The organism is Bacillus sp. lyk4-R2A-2 (assembly GCF_030209735.1).
GTDB classification, from domain to species: Bacteria; Bacillota; Bacilli; order Bacillales; family Bacillaceae; genus Bacillus; species Bacillus pumilus.
In genome coordinates this window covers 307,151-322,189 of the sequence record NZ_JARVRK010000001.1, presented here as the reverse complement: position 1 = coordinate 322,189, position 15,039 = coordinate 307,151, and the positions used below count along the sequence as shown (strand labels likewise).

Annotated in this window: 17 protein-coding genes, 1 pseudogene and 1 riboswitch; of the genes and pseudogenes, 11 read left to right on the top strand and 7 right to left on the bottom strand. The window is 42.1% G+C overall.

Features of this window, described 5'->3' with window-relative positions; genetic code table 11:
• Positions 1 to 61: 61 nt before the first annotated feature.
• From QRN39_RS01360 to fabF, 3 genes and pseudogenes are all read right to left on the bottom strand, one after another.
• A complete protein-coding gene (locus QRN39_RS01360) occupies positions 62 to 853 on the bottom strand; it encodes an AGE family epimerase/isomerase (RefSeq protein ID WP_284905969.1) in 792 nt (263 codons plus the stop codon).
• A gap of 780 nt (positions 854 to 1,633) precedes the next feature.
• Positions 1,634 to 2,125, bottom strand: a pseudogene (locus QRN39_RS01355) (thioredoxin domain-containing protein); the annotation flags it as partial.
• Between the two features lie 159 nt (positions 2,126 to 2,284).
• A complete protein-coding gene (fabF, locus tag QRN39_RS01350) occupies positions 2,285 to 3,517 on the bottom strand; it encodes a beta-ketoacyl-ACP synthase II (protein ID WP_284905877.1) in 1,233 nt (410 codons plus the stop codon).
• Between the two features lie 103 nt (positions 3,518 to 3,620).
• Between fabF and QRN39_RS01345 the strand changes: the two genes are divergently transcribed.
• Entirely contained in the window at positions 3,621 to 4,457 is an 837-nt protein-coding gene (locus QRN39_RS01345; RefSeq protein WP_284905875.1) for a helix-turn-helix transcriptional regulator, read from the top strand.
• 198 nt (positions 4,458 to 4,655) lie between these two features.
• Positions 4,656 to 4,865, top strand: a complete 210-nt coding sequence (locus QRN39_RS01340; RefSeq protein WP_050943391.1) for a hypothetical protein — start codon at positions 4,656 to 4,658, stop codon at positions 4,863 to 4,865.
• 141 nt (positions 4,866 to 5,006) lie between these two features.
• On the opposite strand, the gene QRN39_RS01335 is transcribed toward QRN39_RS01340, so the two are convergent.
• On the bottom strand, positions 5,007 to 5,513 hold the full coding sequence (locus QRN39_RS01335; protein ID WP_284905872.1) for a hypothetical protein: 507 nt from the start codon (positions 5,511 to 5,513) through the stop codon (positions 5,007 to 5,009).
• A 191-nt stretch (positions 5,514 to 5,704) separates the two neighbouring features.
• Here QRN39_RS01335 and QRN39_RS01330 point away from each other — a divergent pair, with 191 nt between their 5' ends.
• The 7 genes from QRN39_RS01330 (at position 5,705) to QRN39_RS01300 (ending at position 9,788) form a co-directional block, all read left to right on the top strand.
• Entirely contained in the window at positions 5,705 to 5,965 is a 261-nt protein-coding gene (locus QRN39_RS01330) for a metal-sensitive transcriptional regulator (protein ID WP_003217059.1), read from the top strand.
• A 123-nt stretch (positions 5,966 to 6,088) separates the two neighbouring features.
• Positions 6,089 to 6,571, top strand: coding sequence for a DsrE/DsrF/DrsH-like family protein (locus QRN39_RS01325; RefSeq protein ID WP_012008766.1), 483 nt, complete (start codon positions 6,089 to 6,091; stop codon positions 6,569 to 6,571).
• Positions 6,572 to 6,585: 14 nt separating this feature from the next.
• Positions 6,586 to 6,939 (top strand): rhodanese-like domain-containing protein, encoded by a 354-nt coding sequence (locus QRN39_RS01320; protein WP_284905867.1) that lies wholly within the window; start codon positions 6,586 to 6,588, stop codon positions 6,937 to 6,939.
• Positions 6,940 to 6,986: 47 nt separating this feature from the next.
• Positions 6,987 to 7,547 carry a sulfurtransferase TusA family protein gene (locus QRN39_RS01315; RefSeq protein WP_050943387.1) on the top strand — a complete coding sequence of 187 codons (561 nt, stop codon included), beginning with the start codon at positions 6,987 to 6,989 and terminating at the stop codon, positions 7,545 to 7,547.
• Positions 7,548 to 7,561: 14 nt separating this feature from the next.
• The gene (locus QRN39_RS01310) at positions 7,562 to 8,689 is read left to right on the top strand and encodes an MBL fold metallo-hydrolase (RefSeq protein WP_284905865.1); all 1,128 of its coding nucleotides are present in this window, start codon (positions 7,562 to 7,564) and stop codon (positions 8,687 to 8,689) included.
• Between the two features lie 33 nt (positions 8,690 to 8,722).
• Positions 8,723 to 8,953 carry a sulfurtransferase TusA family protein gene (locus tag QRN39_RS01305; RefSeq protein WP_284905863.1) on the top strand — a complete coding sequence of 77 codons (231 nt, stop codon included), beginning with the start codon at positions 8,723 to 8,725 and terminating at the stop codon, positions 8,951 to 8,953.
• A 58-nt stretch (positions 8,954 to 9,011) separates the two neighbouring features.
• Positions 9,012 to 9,788 (top strand): sulfite exporter TauE/SafE family protein, encoded by a 777-nt coding sequence (locus QRN39_RS01300; RefSeq protein ID WP_284905861.1) that lies wholly within the window; start codon positions 9,012 to 9,014, stop codon positions 9,786 to 9,788.
• A 30-nt stretch (positions 9,789 to 9,818) separates the two neighbouring features.
• Here QRN39_RS01300 and QRN39_RS01295 read toward each other — a convergent pair whose 3' ends face one another.
• Both QRN39_RS01295 and proS read right to left on the bottom strand, forming a co-directional pair.
• Positions 9,819 to 9,995, bottom strand: coding sequence for a hypothetical protein (locus QRN39_RS01295; RefSeq protein WP_003216908.1), 177 nt, complete (start codon positions 9,993 to 9,995; stop codon positions 9,819 to 9,821).
• A 143-nt stretch (positions 9,996 to 10,138) separates the two neighbouring features.
• Positions 10,139 to 11,572: a proline--tRNA ligase gene (gene proS / locus QRN39_RS01290; RefSeq protein ID WP_284905858.1), complete on the bottom strand. Its 1,434-nt coding sequence runs from the start codon at positions 11,570 to 11,572 to the stop codon at positions 10,139 to 10,141.
• A gap of 396 nt (positions 11,573 to 11,968) precedes the next feature.
• A riboswitch (purine riboswitch) is annotated at positions 11,969 to 12,068 on the top strand.
• A gap of 77 nt (positions 12,069 to 12,145) precedes the next feature.
• On the opposite strand from proS, the gene QRN39_RS01285 reads away from it, so the two are divergent.
• Positions 12,146 to 13,318: an MFS transporter gene (locus QRN39_RS01285; protein WP_061406605.1), complete on the top strand. Its 1,173-nt coding sequence runs from the start codon at positions 12,146 to 12,148 to the stop codon at positions 13,316 to 13,318.
• A gap of 240 nt (positions 13,319 to 13,558) precedes the next feature.
• Here QRN39_RS01285 and QRN39_RS01280 read toward each other — a convergent pair whose 3' ends face one another.
• Positions 13,559 to 14,326, bottom strand: a complete 768-nt coding sequence (locus QRN39_RS01280; protein WP_284905853.1) for a GNAT family N-acetyltransferase — start codon at positions 14,324 to 14,326, stop codon at positions 13,559 to 13,561.
• 216 nt (positions 14,327 to 14,542) lie between these two features.
• On the opposite strand from QRN39_RS01280, the gene QRN39_RS01275 reads away from it, so the two are divergent.
• Entirely contained in the window at positions 14,543 to 15,001 is a 459-nt protein-coding gene (locus tag QRN39_RS01275) for a MarR family transcriptional regulator (RefSeq protein WP_050943378.1), read from the top strand.
• The last annotated feature ends 38 nt before the right edge of the window (positions 15,002 to 15,039 follow it).

The following is a 15,039-nucleotide window of genomic DNA, read 5'->3' as shown; positions in this document are numbered from 1 at the left end:
TTGACATGTTTTTTATCTGTTTGTCCTCATTTTGTCTTCTCATAGTCATCTTATGACAGACTCAATCGTGGAATAATTGTTCCATCGCTTCGTCGATATTGGTGATTGGCTGGCGGCAGCTGTAGTTTTCACAAATATACACGGTGGTTTTGCCATCGATCGTTTTGTAATCTTTTGTAAAGGGCGCGAGTTTTGCTAATTCCTCCCCTGTTTCGGCAGTCAATATGATATCAAAGGGCATGAATCGTTTTTGAAGCGCCTGTAAAAGCTGTTCTTTTTGAGGGTCGCCGTTTTTCCCGAGAATGATGATTTCTCTTTTCGTTGCATATTGACCGAGGAGCCCTTGCAGAAACGCTGTGTGCCCGCTTGGATAGGAAGAGACATCGACATAAAAGGCTTTGAACATTTGCTCTAATGTGTCCAGCCAATCCTGACGTCCGGTCAGTCTGCTTAGCATGAGAAGCTGCTTGAGTGCGGTGCTGTTACCAGAAGGCATGGCGCCGTCGTATACTTCTTTTTCTCGAACGATGAGCGCTTCCGCATCTGATCCTGAGAAGAAAAAGCCCCCTTTTTCCTTATCCCAAAACAGCTCAAACATGTTCTCGGCAATGGCTGTCGCTTTTTTCAGCCATTCTAATTCAAAGGTCGCTTCGTATAAAGACATATACGCTTTTAGCATATGCGCATAATCCTCGATAAAGCCGAGATGCTTTACGTCTCCTTCTCTATAGCGGACCATGAGCCGCTCATGTTGGACGAGGTGTGTTTCTAGAAAAGACATCGCCTGTTTCGCCATACGGATCGCTTCCTCTGCACCAAATACCCTTCCTGCTTTGGCGAGCGCAGAGGCCATCAGTGCATTCCATGATGTGAGCACCTTGTCATCGACAAGCGGTGCAGGTCGCTGCTGTCTGACAGATTGTAAAATGTGCCGGGCTTCTTGCAGCTTAGACTGTAGCGTATGGTCATCAATCGAAAAAGAGGCTTTAATGTCATCAAAAGAGGTTGAAATGGTATGAGGGATGTTCGCCCCTTCAAAGTTCCCCTCTTCTGTGATGTGATAGACAGCGCAGAATAATGCGCCGAGATCCTCGCCTAAATGAGTCATGATCTCATCTTTTGACCAAACGTAATATTGTCCTTCTTTCCCCTCAGAATCTGCATCTATCGCTGAATAAAAGGAGCCGCCCGGATTCATCATATCTCGCTTGATAAAGTGGATCAGGCGGTGGACAAGCTTTTTATATTCAGGTTGTTGAGTGAGCTGATACGCTTCTGTGTAGGCTTCCATCAGCAAGGCGTTATCATACAGCATTTTTTCAAAATGAGGCACAAGCCATTTTTCGTCTGTTGAATAACGAGAAAAGCCTGAACCGACATGGTCGTATATACCGCCATTTGCCATTCCATCTAACGTTTTTGTGACTGCATAGAGCGCATTTTCCTGCCCAGTCCATTCGTAATAGCGCATCAAGAATGAAAGCATATGAGGTGCAGGAAATTTTGGCGCAGAGCCGAATCCGCCGTGCAGCGTATCAAAGCTACTCATGAGCTGATAATAGGCTTTGTGGATCGCCTCTTGGGTGAGCGTATTTTCCGTCTGCCCTGCTGCTTTGATCCGCAGATTATTTGTCGCCTTCTCTGCCAATGATTCGATATGATCGCGATCGTTATGGTACGCATCCAGCAATTGTGTCAGTGCCTCGATGAAGCCAGGACGCCCGTAAGCACTTCTCTTTGGAAAGTACGTCCCCGCATAAAAAGGCTTTTGATCAGGCGTGACAAACACGTTGAGCGGCCAGCCGCCTTGCCCCGTCATCATCTGACAAACAGACATATACATCGAGTCGATATCTGGACGCTCCTCACGATCGACTTTGATTGAAATGAAATGCTCATTTAAGATGTCAGCAACTTGCTGATCTTCGAAGCTTTCGTGCGCCATGACGTGGCACCAGTGGCAAGTGGCATAGCCAATACTGACAAGCACGGGTTTATTTTCACGCTTGGCTTTGTTGAAGGCTTCTTGCCCCCACGGGTACCAGTGAACTGGGTTGTAAGCGTGTTGAAGGAGGTAGGGTGATTTTTCAGTGATGAGTGAGTTGGGTGTTTGGTTGTTTGGCATGGGTCACCTGCTTTCTAAATGTTTTTTCGTATTTTCTTTTCTCCATTTAATATATCAGATTGCTGAGGCACGTCATAACTTGTCTGTAAGGTATTCCTAAAATGAAAAAAACAAGGGCTATAAACCCTTGATCGATTCTTTATTTCATCTTTAACTACTTCAATTGTAATGTTTTAACAAGATGGCTGAATTATGTCCTCCAAAACCAAAAGAATTGGATAGCCCGTATTTCAAAGGAAGCTGTCTCGCTTCTAATACAACGTCTAAGTTGCAATCTGGATCTTGCTTCTCTACATTAATAGTGGGTGGAATCATTCCTCGTCTCAAACTTTCCACTAAAGCAATGGCTTCTACTCCACCGGCAGCACCAAACATATGCCCAGTCATTGACTTGTTCGCCGTTGTTGGAATTTCACGGGAACGTTCACCAAATAATGTCTTAATAGCTAGAACTTCTGAACGATCCCCTACTTGAGTACTTGTTGCATGAGCGCTAATAACATCGATTTCATCTGTTGATATATTTGCACTTCTCAATGCTTTTTTCATGGCTAAGTAGGCACCCTTACCTTCTGGGTGTGATGCTACCATATGATGAGCATCTGAACTAGCTCCGTATCCCACTACTTCACATAGTATCGGCGCATCTCTAAGAATAGCGTTTTCTAATGATTCTAATACTAAGATACCTGCACCTTCACTCATAACAAATCCATCTCTATCTGTATCAAATGGACGGCTGGCTCGACTTGGATCTTGGTTTCTAGTAGATAGTGCATGTGCGTTTCCAAAACTAGCTAAAGATATCTGTGAGACGGCAGCTTCTGCTCCACCGGCAAATATAATATCTGCATCATCATTTCGGATCGCATTGAAAGCTTCACCGATAGAGGTGTTCCCAATAGAACAAGCAGTGACTGGTGACATTGATGGCCCTTGTGCTCCTAATTTTATGCTGATTTGGGCCGCAGCTGCATTTGAAATCATCATGGGTACAAGACTCGGGCTTACTCTCGAGGGGCCTCGTTTATCTAATACATTCACATTATCAACAAGCGATTGGATGCCCCCGATTCCTGAACCAACATATACGCCTAAACGTTCAAGATCAACATGGTCTAACTGTAATTTTGAATTTTTTAATGCTTGTTCGGCTGCTGCTAAGGCAAACTGACTAAAACGATCTAATCGTTTTGCTTCTTTTCTCCCCAATATTTCATCTGCATCGAAATCACGAACGATTCCAGCTATTTTTGTTTTATAATCAGTCGTATCAAAAGAATCAATGAGAGATATTCCCGATTGTCCTTTCACTAGTTGATTCCAAAAGCTATCTATATCATTTCCTAGTGGAGAAATAACTCCCATTCCAGTAATGACAACTCTTTTCATGATCATTCCCTCCTTGTTTTTATTAACTTTAGCCATTGTGTTATCCTATTACAAGTTGTTGTTTATCCTAGTATAATTAATAATATTTTAAAGGGAGCTCTTTATGAAACCTGAAACAAGACTTCAAGCATTATCAGAATTTCTCAAAAATCAGCGTTCGAAAATTACGCCCCAAATGGTTGGTTTACCTGTAGGAACCCGAAGAAGAACACCAGGACTTAGAAGAGAAGAAGTAGCTCAACTAGCCGGTGTGAGTCTCACTTGGTATACATGGTTAGAGCAAGGCAGAGATATAAAAGTATCTACTTCGGTATTAGATGCTATTTCTCGTGCATTACAATTAAATAACGATGAAAGAAGATATTTGTACGCTTTAGCGTTAGAGGAAGGTGTTAAACAATCTTTTATCATTGAGGATGAGAAGGAAATCAGTCCGGCTTTAGTGAAAATTTTGCAGGAGCTTCGTTATTGTCCAACAATTATATCTGATAGAAGAAGTCAGATTGTTGGGTGGAATCAAGCAGCAGCTAATGTCTTTTTAGACTTTGAACAGATCATCCCGGCAGAAAGGAATATCATACGCTTACTATTCGCAAGAAAGGAATTTAAAAGTTTAGCCGTGAATTGGGAGCATTTTGTTAGAGGATATATCGCCATATTTAGAACGTATTATGGACAGTATGTGGCTGATGACTGGTATGAGCAATTTATAGAAGAAATGGAGCAGGCATATCCTGAGTTTCGTAAAATATGGAATGAAAATGAGATCAGCTATGCGCCTGAAGTATTAATTGAATTTCGTCATGCTAAGGCAGGGAAAATGTTGTTTAATCTCACTTCATTACAAGTGTATGGGGATACTGATTTAAGATGCAGTGTCTATACTCCAGTTGAGGATACTGAAACTGAGCTTAAGTTAAAACGTTTAATTGAAGGCTAGCTATTGTTTGGAGTGTATAATTGATTTGAGTGATACTTCCTTAATTTTCTATAATTTAAATAAATTAAGCATTTATGATAGAAATTATTTTGTGCTTTTTAAACTTAATCATGACATTTAGCTTCTTTGGATATCGCTGATTGAGACATGTCGTCTATTCGCTTATCTAATACAAAATAATGAGAACGGAGAGACAAAATGGACTATGTTTATCAGAAAAAGGAAAAGAAAAACGGTAATTGTGTCATATCTGTTCGAGATAGATGGGAGAATTCAATAATTGAATTTGAAAAAAAGCAACATCATATCGATATAGTGGTTAATTACCGCAATGATAAAACAACGAAGTATTCAATACCAATAGAGATTTTTGAAAAAGTTTACGATGATCTGCAAAGAGGTAATTGAGGGGATTTTGGTTCCTTTAACTACCTGTTACAATTATATTCGCTTTTCTATTAATAACTTCAATTGATCTTTGCTTAACCAAGGTTACGCTTCTACAATCTCTAATAACACAGCGTTTTGATGTAACTTGTCAATTTTCCTCTACTTCTTCACCAGTACATATTGTAAGTTTTCTAATTCAAACATATCAATCAGTTCATCGATCCCTTTAAAATCGATATGTTTTCCAAACCGTTTTTTGCTTAGGTCAATTTCTACATCCAATTTATCGTCCTTTTCTTTCGTTTCGAATCCATCTAGACAAGAATAGATTTCGATGGTTTCTCCTTTTGACAGCACTTTTTCAATGAATTGAAAAAGTGCACGAAGAGAATAAATGATGTCTAAATCATAAACAAAAGGATGCGTAAATTTGTCTCTTACCGCTTCATAGACGGGATCTAGATAATCAATGTGAATGCCTTCGAAATCCTCTTCTGTTTCGAATACTTCTATCAAAGGATCTTCTTTTTGATAAGTTTTTGGCTTGATTTGTTTTTTATCAAACGTCCTGATATTGAGTTCAGAGAGTCGTTTATAGGTAGACTTTTGACCAAAGGTACCGAGCGGCAGCTCTTTATGAGCACCAATATAGTGATGTAAAGTCATATGTGTATCCTCTTTTCTTCAACTAATTTCTCGTTCAATGATTACTTCTTTTTATCAATAATTGGGGGAATGTGCAATTCTTTTCACATACGATCTATCCTTTCCCTATAAAAAGAAGGGCAAGTCGTTTGACTAAATACCTCTTAGGGTATACTATCTGTCATAGAAAGAATAGAAAGGAGTCCTTATTCATGGAGTATAATCAGCAGATGAAGAATCGTCTTCGCCGGATTGAAGGGCAGATTAAAGGGGTTCTTGCGATGATGGAGCAGGGCAAGGATTGCCGCGAGGTGGTCACGCAGCTGTCTGCATCACGTAATGCGATTGATCGGGCAATGGGTGTGATTGTGAGTACAAACCTTGAGCAATGTGTTCGTGAAAGTCTTGAACAAGGCAAGGATACGGAAGGTCTTGTGAAAGAGGCAGTTGAGCTATTGGTGAAAAGCCGGTAAGAAATTCCTCAGCCTTTGGAGGTTGACGGATTTTTTTACTTGATGTAATATACCCTTACCGGTATATGTATATATTTTTATTTTCTATATACCCCCATAGGTAATTGTTGAAGGAGGAGCAGAATGGAAGAACAGAAAAAACGCACGACGATTGTGTTATTCAGTGGAGATTATGATAAAGCGATGGCAGCTTACATTATTGCCAATGGTGCAGCAGCTTATGATCATGAGGTGACCATTTTCCATACGTTTTGGGGACTGAATGCCTTGCGTAAGGATGAGATGGTACCGATGAAAAAAGGATTTTTAGAAAAAATGTTCGGCAAGATGATGCCGCGCGGGGCTGATCGCATGGGGATTTCCAAGATGAATTTTGCGGGAATGGGACCGAAAATGATTAAGCATGTGATCAAAAAGCACAATGCCATGACCTTGCCGCAGCTCATTGAGATGGCGAAGGAGCAGGATATTAACCTCGTGGCATGTACAATGACGATGGATCTTTTAGGATTACAGGAGAAAGAATTATTAGATGACATTCAATATGCTGGTGTAGCGGCATATTTAGCAGAGGCTGAAATTGGACGTGTGAATTTATTTATCTAGTGAGGTGAAGCAGGATGGTGCAGACGATTTTACTCATCATCGTAATTGGATTACTCGTGAGCCGCTTTCTGCCGGTTCGAGGTGTGAAGCAAATGGATGCAGCTCATATGAAAAAGAAGCTGAAAAGCAAAGGTCAACAGCTCATTGATGTGCGCTCTCCTAGTGAATTTCAAACAAATCATATCAAAGGCTTTCAAAACATTCCATTGCCTCATTTGAAGGATCGAGCTTCTCAGCTTGAGAAAAATGAAGAGGTCTATGTGATATGTCAAAGCGGGATGAGAAGTATGCAGGCAGCGAAAATATTGAAGAAGCAAGGATTTACTCAGATTACAAACATCAAGGGTGGCATGAATGCTTGGTATTAAATGCGCAACAAAATATACCCCCACCCCTATATGAAGGAGGACATGACATGCAGCAACCAACTGTCATTTTAGATGCAAAAGGACTGGCATGCCCGATGCCGATTGTGAAAACAAAAAAACAAATGAATGAGCTCTTACCAGGAGACGTACTTGAAGTGCAGGCTACCGATAAAGGGTCAGCAGCGGATCTAGCGGCATGGTCAAAAAGTGCCGGTCACGAATTTTTAGGGACAAAAGTAGAAGGTCAGGTGCTTCATCATTTGATTCGTAAAGGCGGAGAACAAGAGAAAGAAGGGAAGTCCATGATTTCGGAAATGTCTTTGGAGACTTTTCAACAGAAAGTAAAAGAAGATCCATCTTTGTTTATTTTAGATGTGCGAGAGCTGGATGAATACGAGGCGGGGCATATTCCAGGAGCTGTTCATATTCCTCTTGGTGAGGTTGAACAACGTGTGGAGGAATTGAGCCGGGAGACGGACATTTACCTGATCTGTCATTCAGGCAGAAGAAGTGAATTAGCTGCGCAAAAGTTAAAAGAAAAAGGATTTCATCAATTGATGAATATCGTGCCAGGCATGAATAGCTGGACAGGAGCGATTGAAAAATAGGAGCTGAATGAAACATGACGGTAACAGCGATGAACGCAGAGCAGTTAACAAAAAAGATCGTGAGCAAGGAACCGCTCTTTTTGCTAGATGTGCGAAATCAAGCGGATGTTCAGGATTGGAAGATCGAAGGGGAAGCAATCGTTCATATGAATGTGCCTTATTTTGATCTCCTTGAAGGAGTAGAGGGCATTTTGCATGACATTCCTCATGATCGTGAAGTGTTGGTGGTTTGTGCCAAGGAAGGCTCCTCTATTATGATCGCGGAGATGCTGTCAGAGGCGGGTAGAACGGTCCATTATTTAGAAGGTGGCATGAAGGCGTGGAGTGAGCATCTAGAGCCAGTGAAGATCGGTGATTTAAGCGGCGGTGGAGAGCTGTATCAATTTGTGCGAATGGGCAAGGGATGTTTGTCTTATATGATCATGTCGAATGGAGAAGCCGCAATTGTAGATGCAGCTAGAATGACGGATGTCTATACCCGTTTTGCTAAAAAGCATCATGTCTCTATAACGCAAGTGTTGGATACTCATCTTCATGCAGATCATATTTCTGGCGGGAAAAAACTGGCTGAACAGACTGGTGCCAACTACTGGCTGCCGCCAAAAGATGCAGAAGAAGTGATCTTTGAATATAAACGGCTAGAAGAAGGAAAGCGGATGACGATTGGAGCGGCTTCCATTGATATTCACCCCCTTTACTCGCCGGGGCATACGATTGGTTCAACATCTTTTATCGTGGATCAGCAATATCTTCTTTCAGGTGATATTTTGTTCGTGGATTCGATTGGAAGACCTGACCTTGCTGGAATGGCGGAGGACTGGGTAGGTGATTTGAGAGAAACACTTTATGACCGGTATAGAGCACTTTCGAAAGAATTGATTGTGCTACCAGCGCATTTCATGGTCATGGATGAAGTCAATGAAGACGGAAGCGTTTGGAAGGAGCTAGGCGTCCTATTTGAAGAAAATCATGGACTGAATATTGAAGATGAAGACGTATTTAGAGAAATGGTCACGAAGAATCTGCCTGCACAGCCAAACGCCTATCAAGACATTCGTCAAACCAATATGGGGAAGCTGAGTCCAGATGATGAAACGCAGCGTGAAATGGAAATTGGTCCAAACCGTTGTGCGATTCGGTAATGTCCAATAAAATAAGAAGAGAGGAACAATCAAATGACATCAGATCAAATGTTAGACGTCAAAGGGCTTGCATGCCCAATGCCGATTATTCGGACGAAGAAAAAAATGAATGACTTGACGGAGGGTCAAGTATTAGAAATACATGCAACAGATAAAGGGGCTAAAGCTGACTTAGCAGCATGGGCGAAGTCAAGCGGACATGAATTGATCATGCAGACGGATGAAGGACATGTGCTGAAGTTCTGGGTGAGAAAAGGGTCCTAAAGGATGTAGGGGTATCTGCTGAAGATCCCCTTTTCCTTTTGCAAAGGAGGAGACCAGCGTGGATTTTGCGTTTTTGATTACACTTTTTATCATCGGAGGTATTGGTTCCTTCTTATCAGGAATGGTGGGGATCGGGGGGTCTGTGATCAACTATCCTATGCTGCTTTATATCCCGCCAATTGTTGGTGTGATGGCACTTTCGGCACACGAGGTATCAGGAATTGGCGCCATTCAAGTGCTTTTTTCGACGCTCGGCGGGGTATGGGCCTATCGTAAAAGCGGATTTTTACATCGGACTTTGATTTTATATATGGGGGGCAGTATATTGGCGGGCAGCTTATTAGGCAGTTATGTCTCTCACTTTATGCCAGAGAATGGGATGAATCTCGTCTATGGATTGCTTGCAATTGTGGCTGTGGTCCTCATGCTGATTCCAAAAAAGGGACAGCGTGCAGATGCAGAGGGAGAAGTCACTTTTCATAAAGGACTTGCGGCAGGTATTGCCTTTGTGATTGGCAGTGTTTCCGGGGTGCTAGGCGCGGGTGGAGCATTTATATTGGTACCGGTGATGCTGTCTATTTTAAAAATTCCGGTCCGGATGACGATTGCGTCCTCACTTGCGATTACGTTTCTATCTGCGATAGGTGCATCAACTGGAAAGATATTGACGGGTCAAGTCATGCTTCTTCCTGCGGTTGTGCTGATGCTGGCAAGTTTAATAGCCGCTCCGATTGGTGCTAAGATCGGTCAGAAAATCAATGCCGTCTACTTGCAATGGGCACTTGCTGTGATGATTACAGCGACAGCGATCAAAATTTGGCTGGATTTATTATAAAGAAAGGACCAGCAAACGTGTTGGTCTTTTTTATTTGACATCATCGTGCTCGATATATGTTTCAAGGGCTGGGTGAAACTCTTTTTGATAATGAAGGTTGGGGCATGTTTTCACGACTTTGCCTTGCAGGGCATTGGACTTAGAGACTTCTAATGCTGTTTTACATTTAGGGCAGCGTTCGGCAAACAGTGAGGGCCAGCGCTTCATATATCACCACTCCAGTTAAAGTCTTAAAAACCGATTATATTAATATGAATTATAGGGGATCGTGCTGGTGAGGTCAATGGGTGTTTGGGTCTTTTTAACAAAAAGGAAGCATCGTGAGGGATGCTTCTCTTTCGTTTCTATTCTCAATAAGCTTTTGCCCAGAAAACCATATCAGATGCTGGCTTTCCGCAGCAGACACATGTATCAGAGACAGATTCCTGTTCAAATGGGATACAGCGTGAGATCGCCCCTGTTCTTTCTTTAATGTCGTTCTCGCAGGCTTCGTCACCACACCACATGGCTTTAATCAATCGGTTTTCTTCTGAAAGAATGTGCTCAATGTCTTCGATGATGTGAGCTTTTGATGTTTTTTCATGTAATCGTTCTTTCGCCTTTTCGTACATCGTCCGTTGAATATCTTCAAGCGTGGATGTGATGGTTTGTTCAAGTGCATCTAATGTGACAGCTTGCTTTTCACCAGTGTCTCGTCTTGCGAGCATCACCTGTCCTTTTTCGATGTCCTTTGGTCCCACTTCGACACGTAGAGGAATGCCCTGCATTTCACATTCGTTGAATTTCCAGCCTGGCTGTTTATCGCTTGCATCAATGTCAGCACGTGCGATGCGGGTGAGTCGTTCTTTCAACTCGTAGGCATGATCGAGTACACCTTCTTTATGAGAGGCGATTGGCACGATCCGCACTTGGGTTGGCGCAATGTTTGGCGGAAGGACGAGTCCTCTGTCATCGCCGTGCACCATGATCATGGCACCGATGATTCTTGTGGTGAAGCCCCAAGAGGTTTGCTGGACATGCTCTAGCTTTCCTTCGCGGTTTAAGAATTCAATGCCAAATGCTTTGGCAAATCCGTTTCCGAAGAAGTGAGAAGTGGCCGTTTGCAGCGCTTTTCCATCATGCATCAGGCTTTCAACTGTATAGGTGAAGCGGGCACCAGCGAATTTTTCCTTCTCTGTTTTTCTCCCTTTAATGACAGGAATGGCAAGGAGCTCTTCGCAAAGAGAAGCGTAGATGTGAAGCATTCTTTCTGTCTCCTCAATCGCTTCTTGCTCCGTCTCATGACATGTGTGTCCTTCCTGCCATAGGAATTCAAGCGTTCTAAGAAATGGACGTGTGGTCTTTTCCCAGCGGACGACATTCGCCCATTGGTTATAAAGCTTCGGTAAATCACGGTAGGAATGAATGATATTTTTGTAATGCTCAGCGAACAGTACTTCAGAGGTTGGTCTGACGCAGAGCCTTTCCTGTAATTCGGATTCACCGCCATGTGTGACCCACGCCACTTCAGGAGCGAAGCCTTCGATATGGTCTTTTTCCTGCTGCAGCAGACTTTCTGGGATAAAGAGCGGCATATACACATTCTCATGCCCTGTTTCTTTGATTTGGCGGTCCAGTTCGTCCCGAATATTCTCCCAAATTTTAAAGCCGTATGGCTGAATGATCATACTGCCTCTGACGCTTGAATAATCGACGAGGCGTGCCTTTGTGACAACATCTGTATACCACTGGGCAAAGTCGTCTTCCATGCTTGTGATTTTTTCAACAAATTGTTTCTTTGACATTGCATATTCCTCCTTTTAAAATGCAAAAAAGCTGTGCTTTAAGTTAGGGACCATTCCTGGTGGTACCACCCTAATTTAAAGCACAGCTTTACACTCGATCATGATAACGGTATGAACCGCTGTATGAAACAGAACTAAATCGGCAGGTTCACTTGAAGATGTCAGTAGGAACTTCTCAGCACCGTTCCCTCTCTGTTAAAGGTCAATTCAAGCTACTATTCCAGATCTACGTTGATCAATGTTCGTTGATTTTTCATCAGTTTACCTGTAAATGCAGGAGAAAGCAAGTTGTACTGGGGTTTCTTTTCATGCTGTTCTGAGTGCTTTGTTTGATCGTGAATTTGCAGTCATTTCCTATTTTTATAGCTTGCCAGTTATGTAAGCATATGCTACTATATTTGAAGAAAAAAATAGACTTGTATAACCTCAATAATATGGTTTGAGGGTTTCTACCAGGATCCGATAAATCCTGATTACAAAAGCGTGCTTTCCTTTTTTGTAATCAGGGTTTTTTTGTTTGTCTTCACCCTGTATCAAAAGTGAAAGCGATGATATAGAGAAGGGATGTTAGACATGAACTGGAGAGTATATTTATTAGCCGTTTCTACTTTTGCGGTTGGATTAGTTGAGCTTGTGGTCGGGGGCATTTTGCCAAGCCTTGCAGAGGATTTGAATGTATCTCTTGCGACAGCTGGGCAGCTTATCACCGTATTTGCCATTGTGTATGCCATTTCAGCACCTGTGCTGCTGACTGCCACAGCTAAAATTGAACGAAAGCGTCTTTATTTAATCGCGTTATTGGTGTTTACAATAGGGAATGTATTCACATATTTTAGTTCGACCTTTGCCCTTGTCATGATCTCTAGGGTATTGATCGCAATGAGTACAGCGCTAGTGGTGGTGTTGTCATTGACGATCACTGCTAAGTTGGTGGAGCCAGCGCATCGTGCGAAGGCATTAGGGCTGATTTTTATTGGGATTAGTTCTTCACTTGTTCTCGGTGTACCGATCGGTATTTTTATTACAGAGAGCTTTGGCTGGAGAGTGATGTTTTTAGGAATCAGTATTTTATCAGCGATATCGATGGTGCTGATTTATTTCCTATTAGAGAAAATGCCTGTTGAAAAAGTGACACCTCTTAGAGAGCAAATACGTTCTTTAGGGCATCCGAAAATTTTTAGTGCACATTTGATTAGTTTGTTTATGCTTGCAGGTCATTATATGCTTTATTCTTATTTCACTCCGTTTTTAATGGAAGTACTGCATATGACCCCGTTCTGGATTAGTATTTGTTATTTGGTCTTCGGGCTTGCTTCTATTGGCGGGAATGGATTTGGCGGCTGGCTTAGTGACAAGCTGGGTTCAGGGAAAGCCATTTTGCTCGTGACAATCGCGTTTGCAGTTGTGATGTTTATTATTCCTTATACATCGGGCGTGTTTGTCCTCTTTATGATCATGGTTGTCCTATGGGGAGCTCTTAGCTGGGCATTAACGCCTGCCTTGCAGAGCTATTTGATTCAAACAGATCCTGTGACGTCTGATATTCAGCAAAGCTTAAATACATCGGCCTTGCAAATTGGTATCTCAATTGGATCAGCGGTTGGCGGTGTCCTATTTACGATGACCGGTTCATCTGTTGATCTGGCGAAGTTCGGTGCAGTGTTTGTACTGATTGCCTTTAGCTGTGCGGTGATTTCGTTGAAGAGACCACCACTTTATATGGATCGTCAGCATCGTGCTGAATAGCTGCCTAATGATAGGCAGCTTCAGCGTGTAGACAAACCCTCGCATTCGTTGTCAGTCCTGCGTGCTGGTGCTCACGAATGTCAAATTCGCTCCGCGCCAGTACTCGTCCTTCCTAGACTTCAAAGGTTTTCTATCACGCTGAAAAGAAGACAAAGGGCTAAAATAAAAATCATTTTAGCCCTTTGTCAACAATCTGTAGCTGCCTATGATAGGCAGCTTTTTTTTATGTTCTATTTTACTCTATTCAAAAACAACCATTTCGCCGATTGGTTGGAAGCCGGCACGTTGGTAAATATTTTTGCCGTCCGCCGATGCTTGTAACAGGACGCGCTTCTGTTTGTTGTCTGTCTGGGTCAGAAGATAATGAAACATGTCACTGCCAAGTCCCTTTCCACGGTGCTCTGCCTTTGTGATGACATCATAAATACCGTAGCTATCGGTTGCTTCGAGTAATAAGCCTGTTGTGACCGGTTTGTGGTCTGCATATCCGACGAACATGCGAGCGCGTGATTGTATAGCTTCAAGCGAAAAACGCTGGAAATAGTTCTCTAAGGCGATAGCCTCCGGTGACTCTTTGAATAGCTCGATAAAGATATTTTTGTAATCAAGCAGTGTCTGGTCATCAAGTACTTCTTTGATTGTAAGTGGTGAAGATGTAGCTGGGTCAATGCCTTCTGTCTGTTCAAGCATCATGATGGTATTGCGTTCAACCTCTTCAAGCTGATATTCCTTTAGTAAATCAGTCCAATCAGGATGAAGCAAGCGGTGATCCACCCATGTGCTAAATAATAGTTTCTGTGACTGCAAGTATTCGATGGTTGCTTTCACTTTTTGCGGATCTTTAATTTGCGCTGATGTCGGTAATAGCAAATTGAATGTGTCTGTCGATATGTGAGTATTGGATAGTACGAAATCGTCCGTTGCGAGGAAGGTTCCGTTCACAGCTGAAGAAAACAGGTGGATCTTTTCTTCTAATTGGCGAATGGCGATGTGTTGTTCGGTTTTCATTAGCTCACCTTTTTCATCAAAAATTGGATGTCATCCCCTATGAATTATAGCAAATAAAAGAAAGAGGAGCTGTGACATCATAGATCATCTAGTAGAAAAGTACATATACCATTTTCGGGTCTGATGGCCTATTATTTTTATCACACTGACATTTCTTTTGACTCCTATCTTAATTATTAGTACCATTTTATTAACCAGTTAAGAGTGGAGGTTCAGATGGAGACTAAAGAGCAGATTGTATTAAAAGCGATTCAAGATCTGATTATTCATAGAGAAAAGAGAAGGAATGATCCAACAGATCCACTGATTACCACGACTGATACACTCAAGCAAGATTGGACACTCACACAGCTTCACATTTTATCGATGATTCAAGCAAATCCAAACGAATCAAATAATACATTTCTTTCTCAACAACTGAAACTATCAAAGCCCGCTATTACAAAGGCTGTGAAAAAACTAATTGATAAAGGCATGGTGGGCTATTGCCACCGGCAAGGGGATAAAAAATCTGTCTACTATTCATTGACAGAGAAAGGCACGCAATTGGCGGCACTGCATGATGAATTACATGAGAAAGCTGTCGCGTCCTACTTAGAATTTCTCCAGCAGTTTCATGAAGATGAATTACAAGTGATTGAGCGCTTTTTGAAGGCATGGAAAGAAAAAATATAGATTAAAAAAACCGAAACCATCGTAGAAAATGAGATGAT

What these genes read in the sequence shown, in the direction of transcription:
- QRN39_RS01360 (WP_284905969.1), bottom strand. Translation starts at nt 853, where the DNA reads ATGGCCTCTGCGCTCGCCAAAGCAGGAAGGGTATTTGGTGCAGAGGAA.
- fabF (WP_284905877.1), bottom strand. Translation starts at nt 3,517, where the DNA reads ATGAAAAGAGTTGTCATTACTGGAATGGGAGTTATTTCTCCACTAGGA.
- QRN39_RS01345 (WP_284905875.1), top strand. Translation starts at nt 3,621, where the DNA reads ATGAAACCTGAAACAAGACTTCAAGCATTATCAGAATTTCTCAAAAAT.
- QRN39_RS01340 (WP_050943391.1), top strand. Translation starts at nt 4,656, where the DNA reads ATGGACTATGTTTATCAGAAAAAGGAAAAGAAAAACGGTAATTGTGTC.
- QRN39_RS01335 (WP_284905872.1), bottom strand. Translation starts at nt 5,513, where the DNA reads ATGACTTTACATCACTATATTGGTGCTCATAAAGAGCTGCCGCTCGGT.
- QRN39_RS01330 (WP_003217059.1), top strand. Translation starts at nt 5,705, where the DNA reads ATGGAGTATAATCAGCAGATGAAGAATCGTCTTCGCCGGATTGAAGGG.
- QRN39_RS01325 (WP_012008766.1), top strand. Translation starts at nt 6,089, where the DNA reads ATGGAAGAACAGAAAAAACGCACGACGATTGTGTTATTCAGTGGAGAT.
- QRN39_RS01320 (WP_284905867.1), top strand. Translation starts at nt 6,586, where the DNA reads ATGGTGCAGACGATTTTACTCATCATCGTAATTGGATTACTCGTGAGC.
- QRN39_RS01315 (WP_050943387.1), top strand. Translation starts at nt 6,987, where the DNA reads ATGCAGCAACCAACTGTCATTTTAGATGCAAAAGGACTGGCATGCCCG.
- QRN39_RS01310 (WP_284905865.1), top strand. Translation starts at nt 7,562, where the DNA reads ATGACGGTAACAGCGATGAACGCAGAGCAGTTAACAAAAAAGATCGTG.
- QRN39_RS01305 (WP_284905863.1), top strand. Translation starts at nt 8,723, where the DNA reads ATGACATCAGATCAAATGTTAGACGTCAAAGGGCTTGCATGCCCAATG.
- QRN39_RS01295 (WP_003216908.1), bottom strand. Translation starts at nt 9,995, where the DNA reads ATGAAGCGCTGGCCCTCACTGTTTGCCGAACGCTGCCCTAAATGTAAA.
- proS (WP_284905858.1), bottom strand. Translation starts at nt 11,572, where the DNA reads ATGTCAAAGAAACAATTTGTTGAAAAAATCACAAGCATGGAAGACGAC.
- QRN39_RS01285 (WP_061406605.1), top strand. Translation starts at nt 12,146, where the DNA reads ATGAACTGGAGAGTATATTTATTAGCCGTTTCTACTTTTGCGGTTGGA.
- QRN39_RS01280 (WP_284905853.1), bottom strand. Translation starts at nt 14,326, where the DNA reads ATGAAAACCGAACAACACATCGCCATTCGCCAATTAGAAGAAAAGATC.
- QRN39_RS01275 (WP_050943378.1), top strand. Translation starts at nt 14,543, where the DNA reads ATGGAGACTAAAGAGCAGATTGTATTAAAAGCGATTCAAGATCTGATT.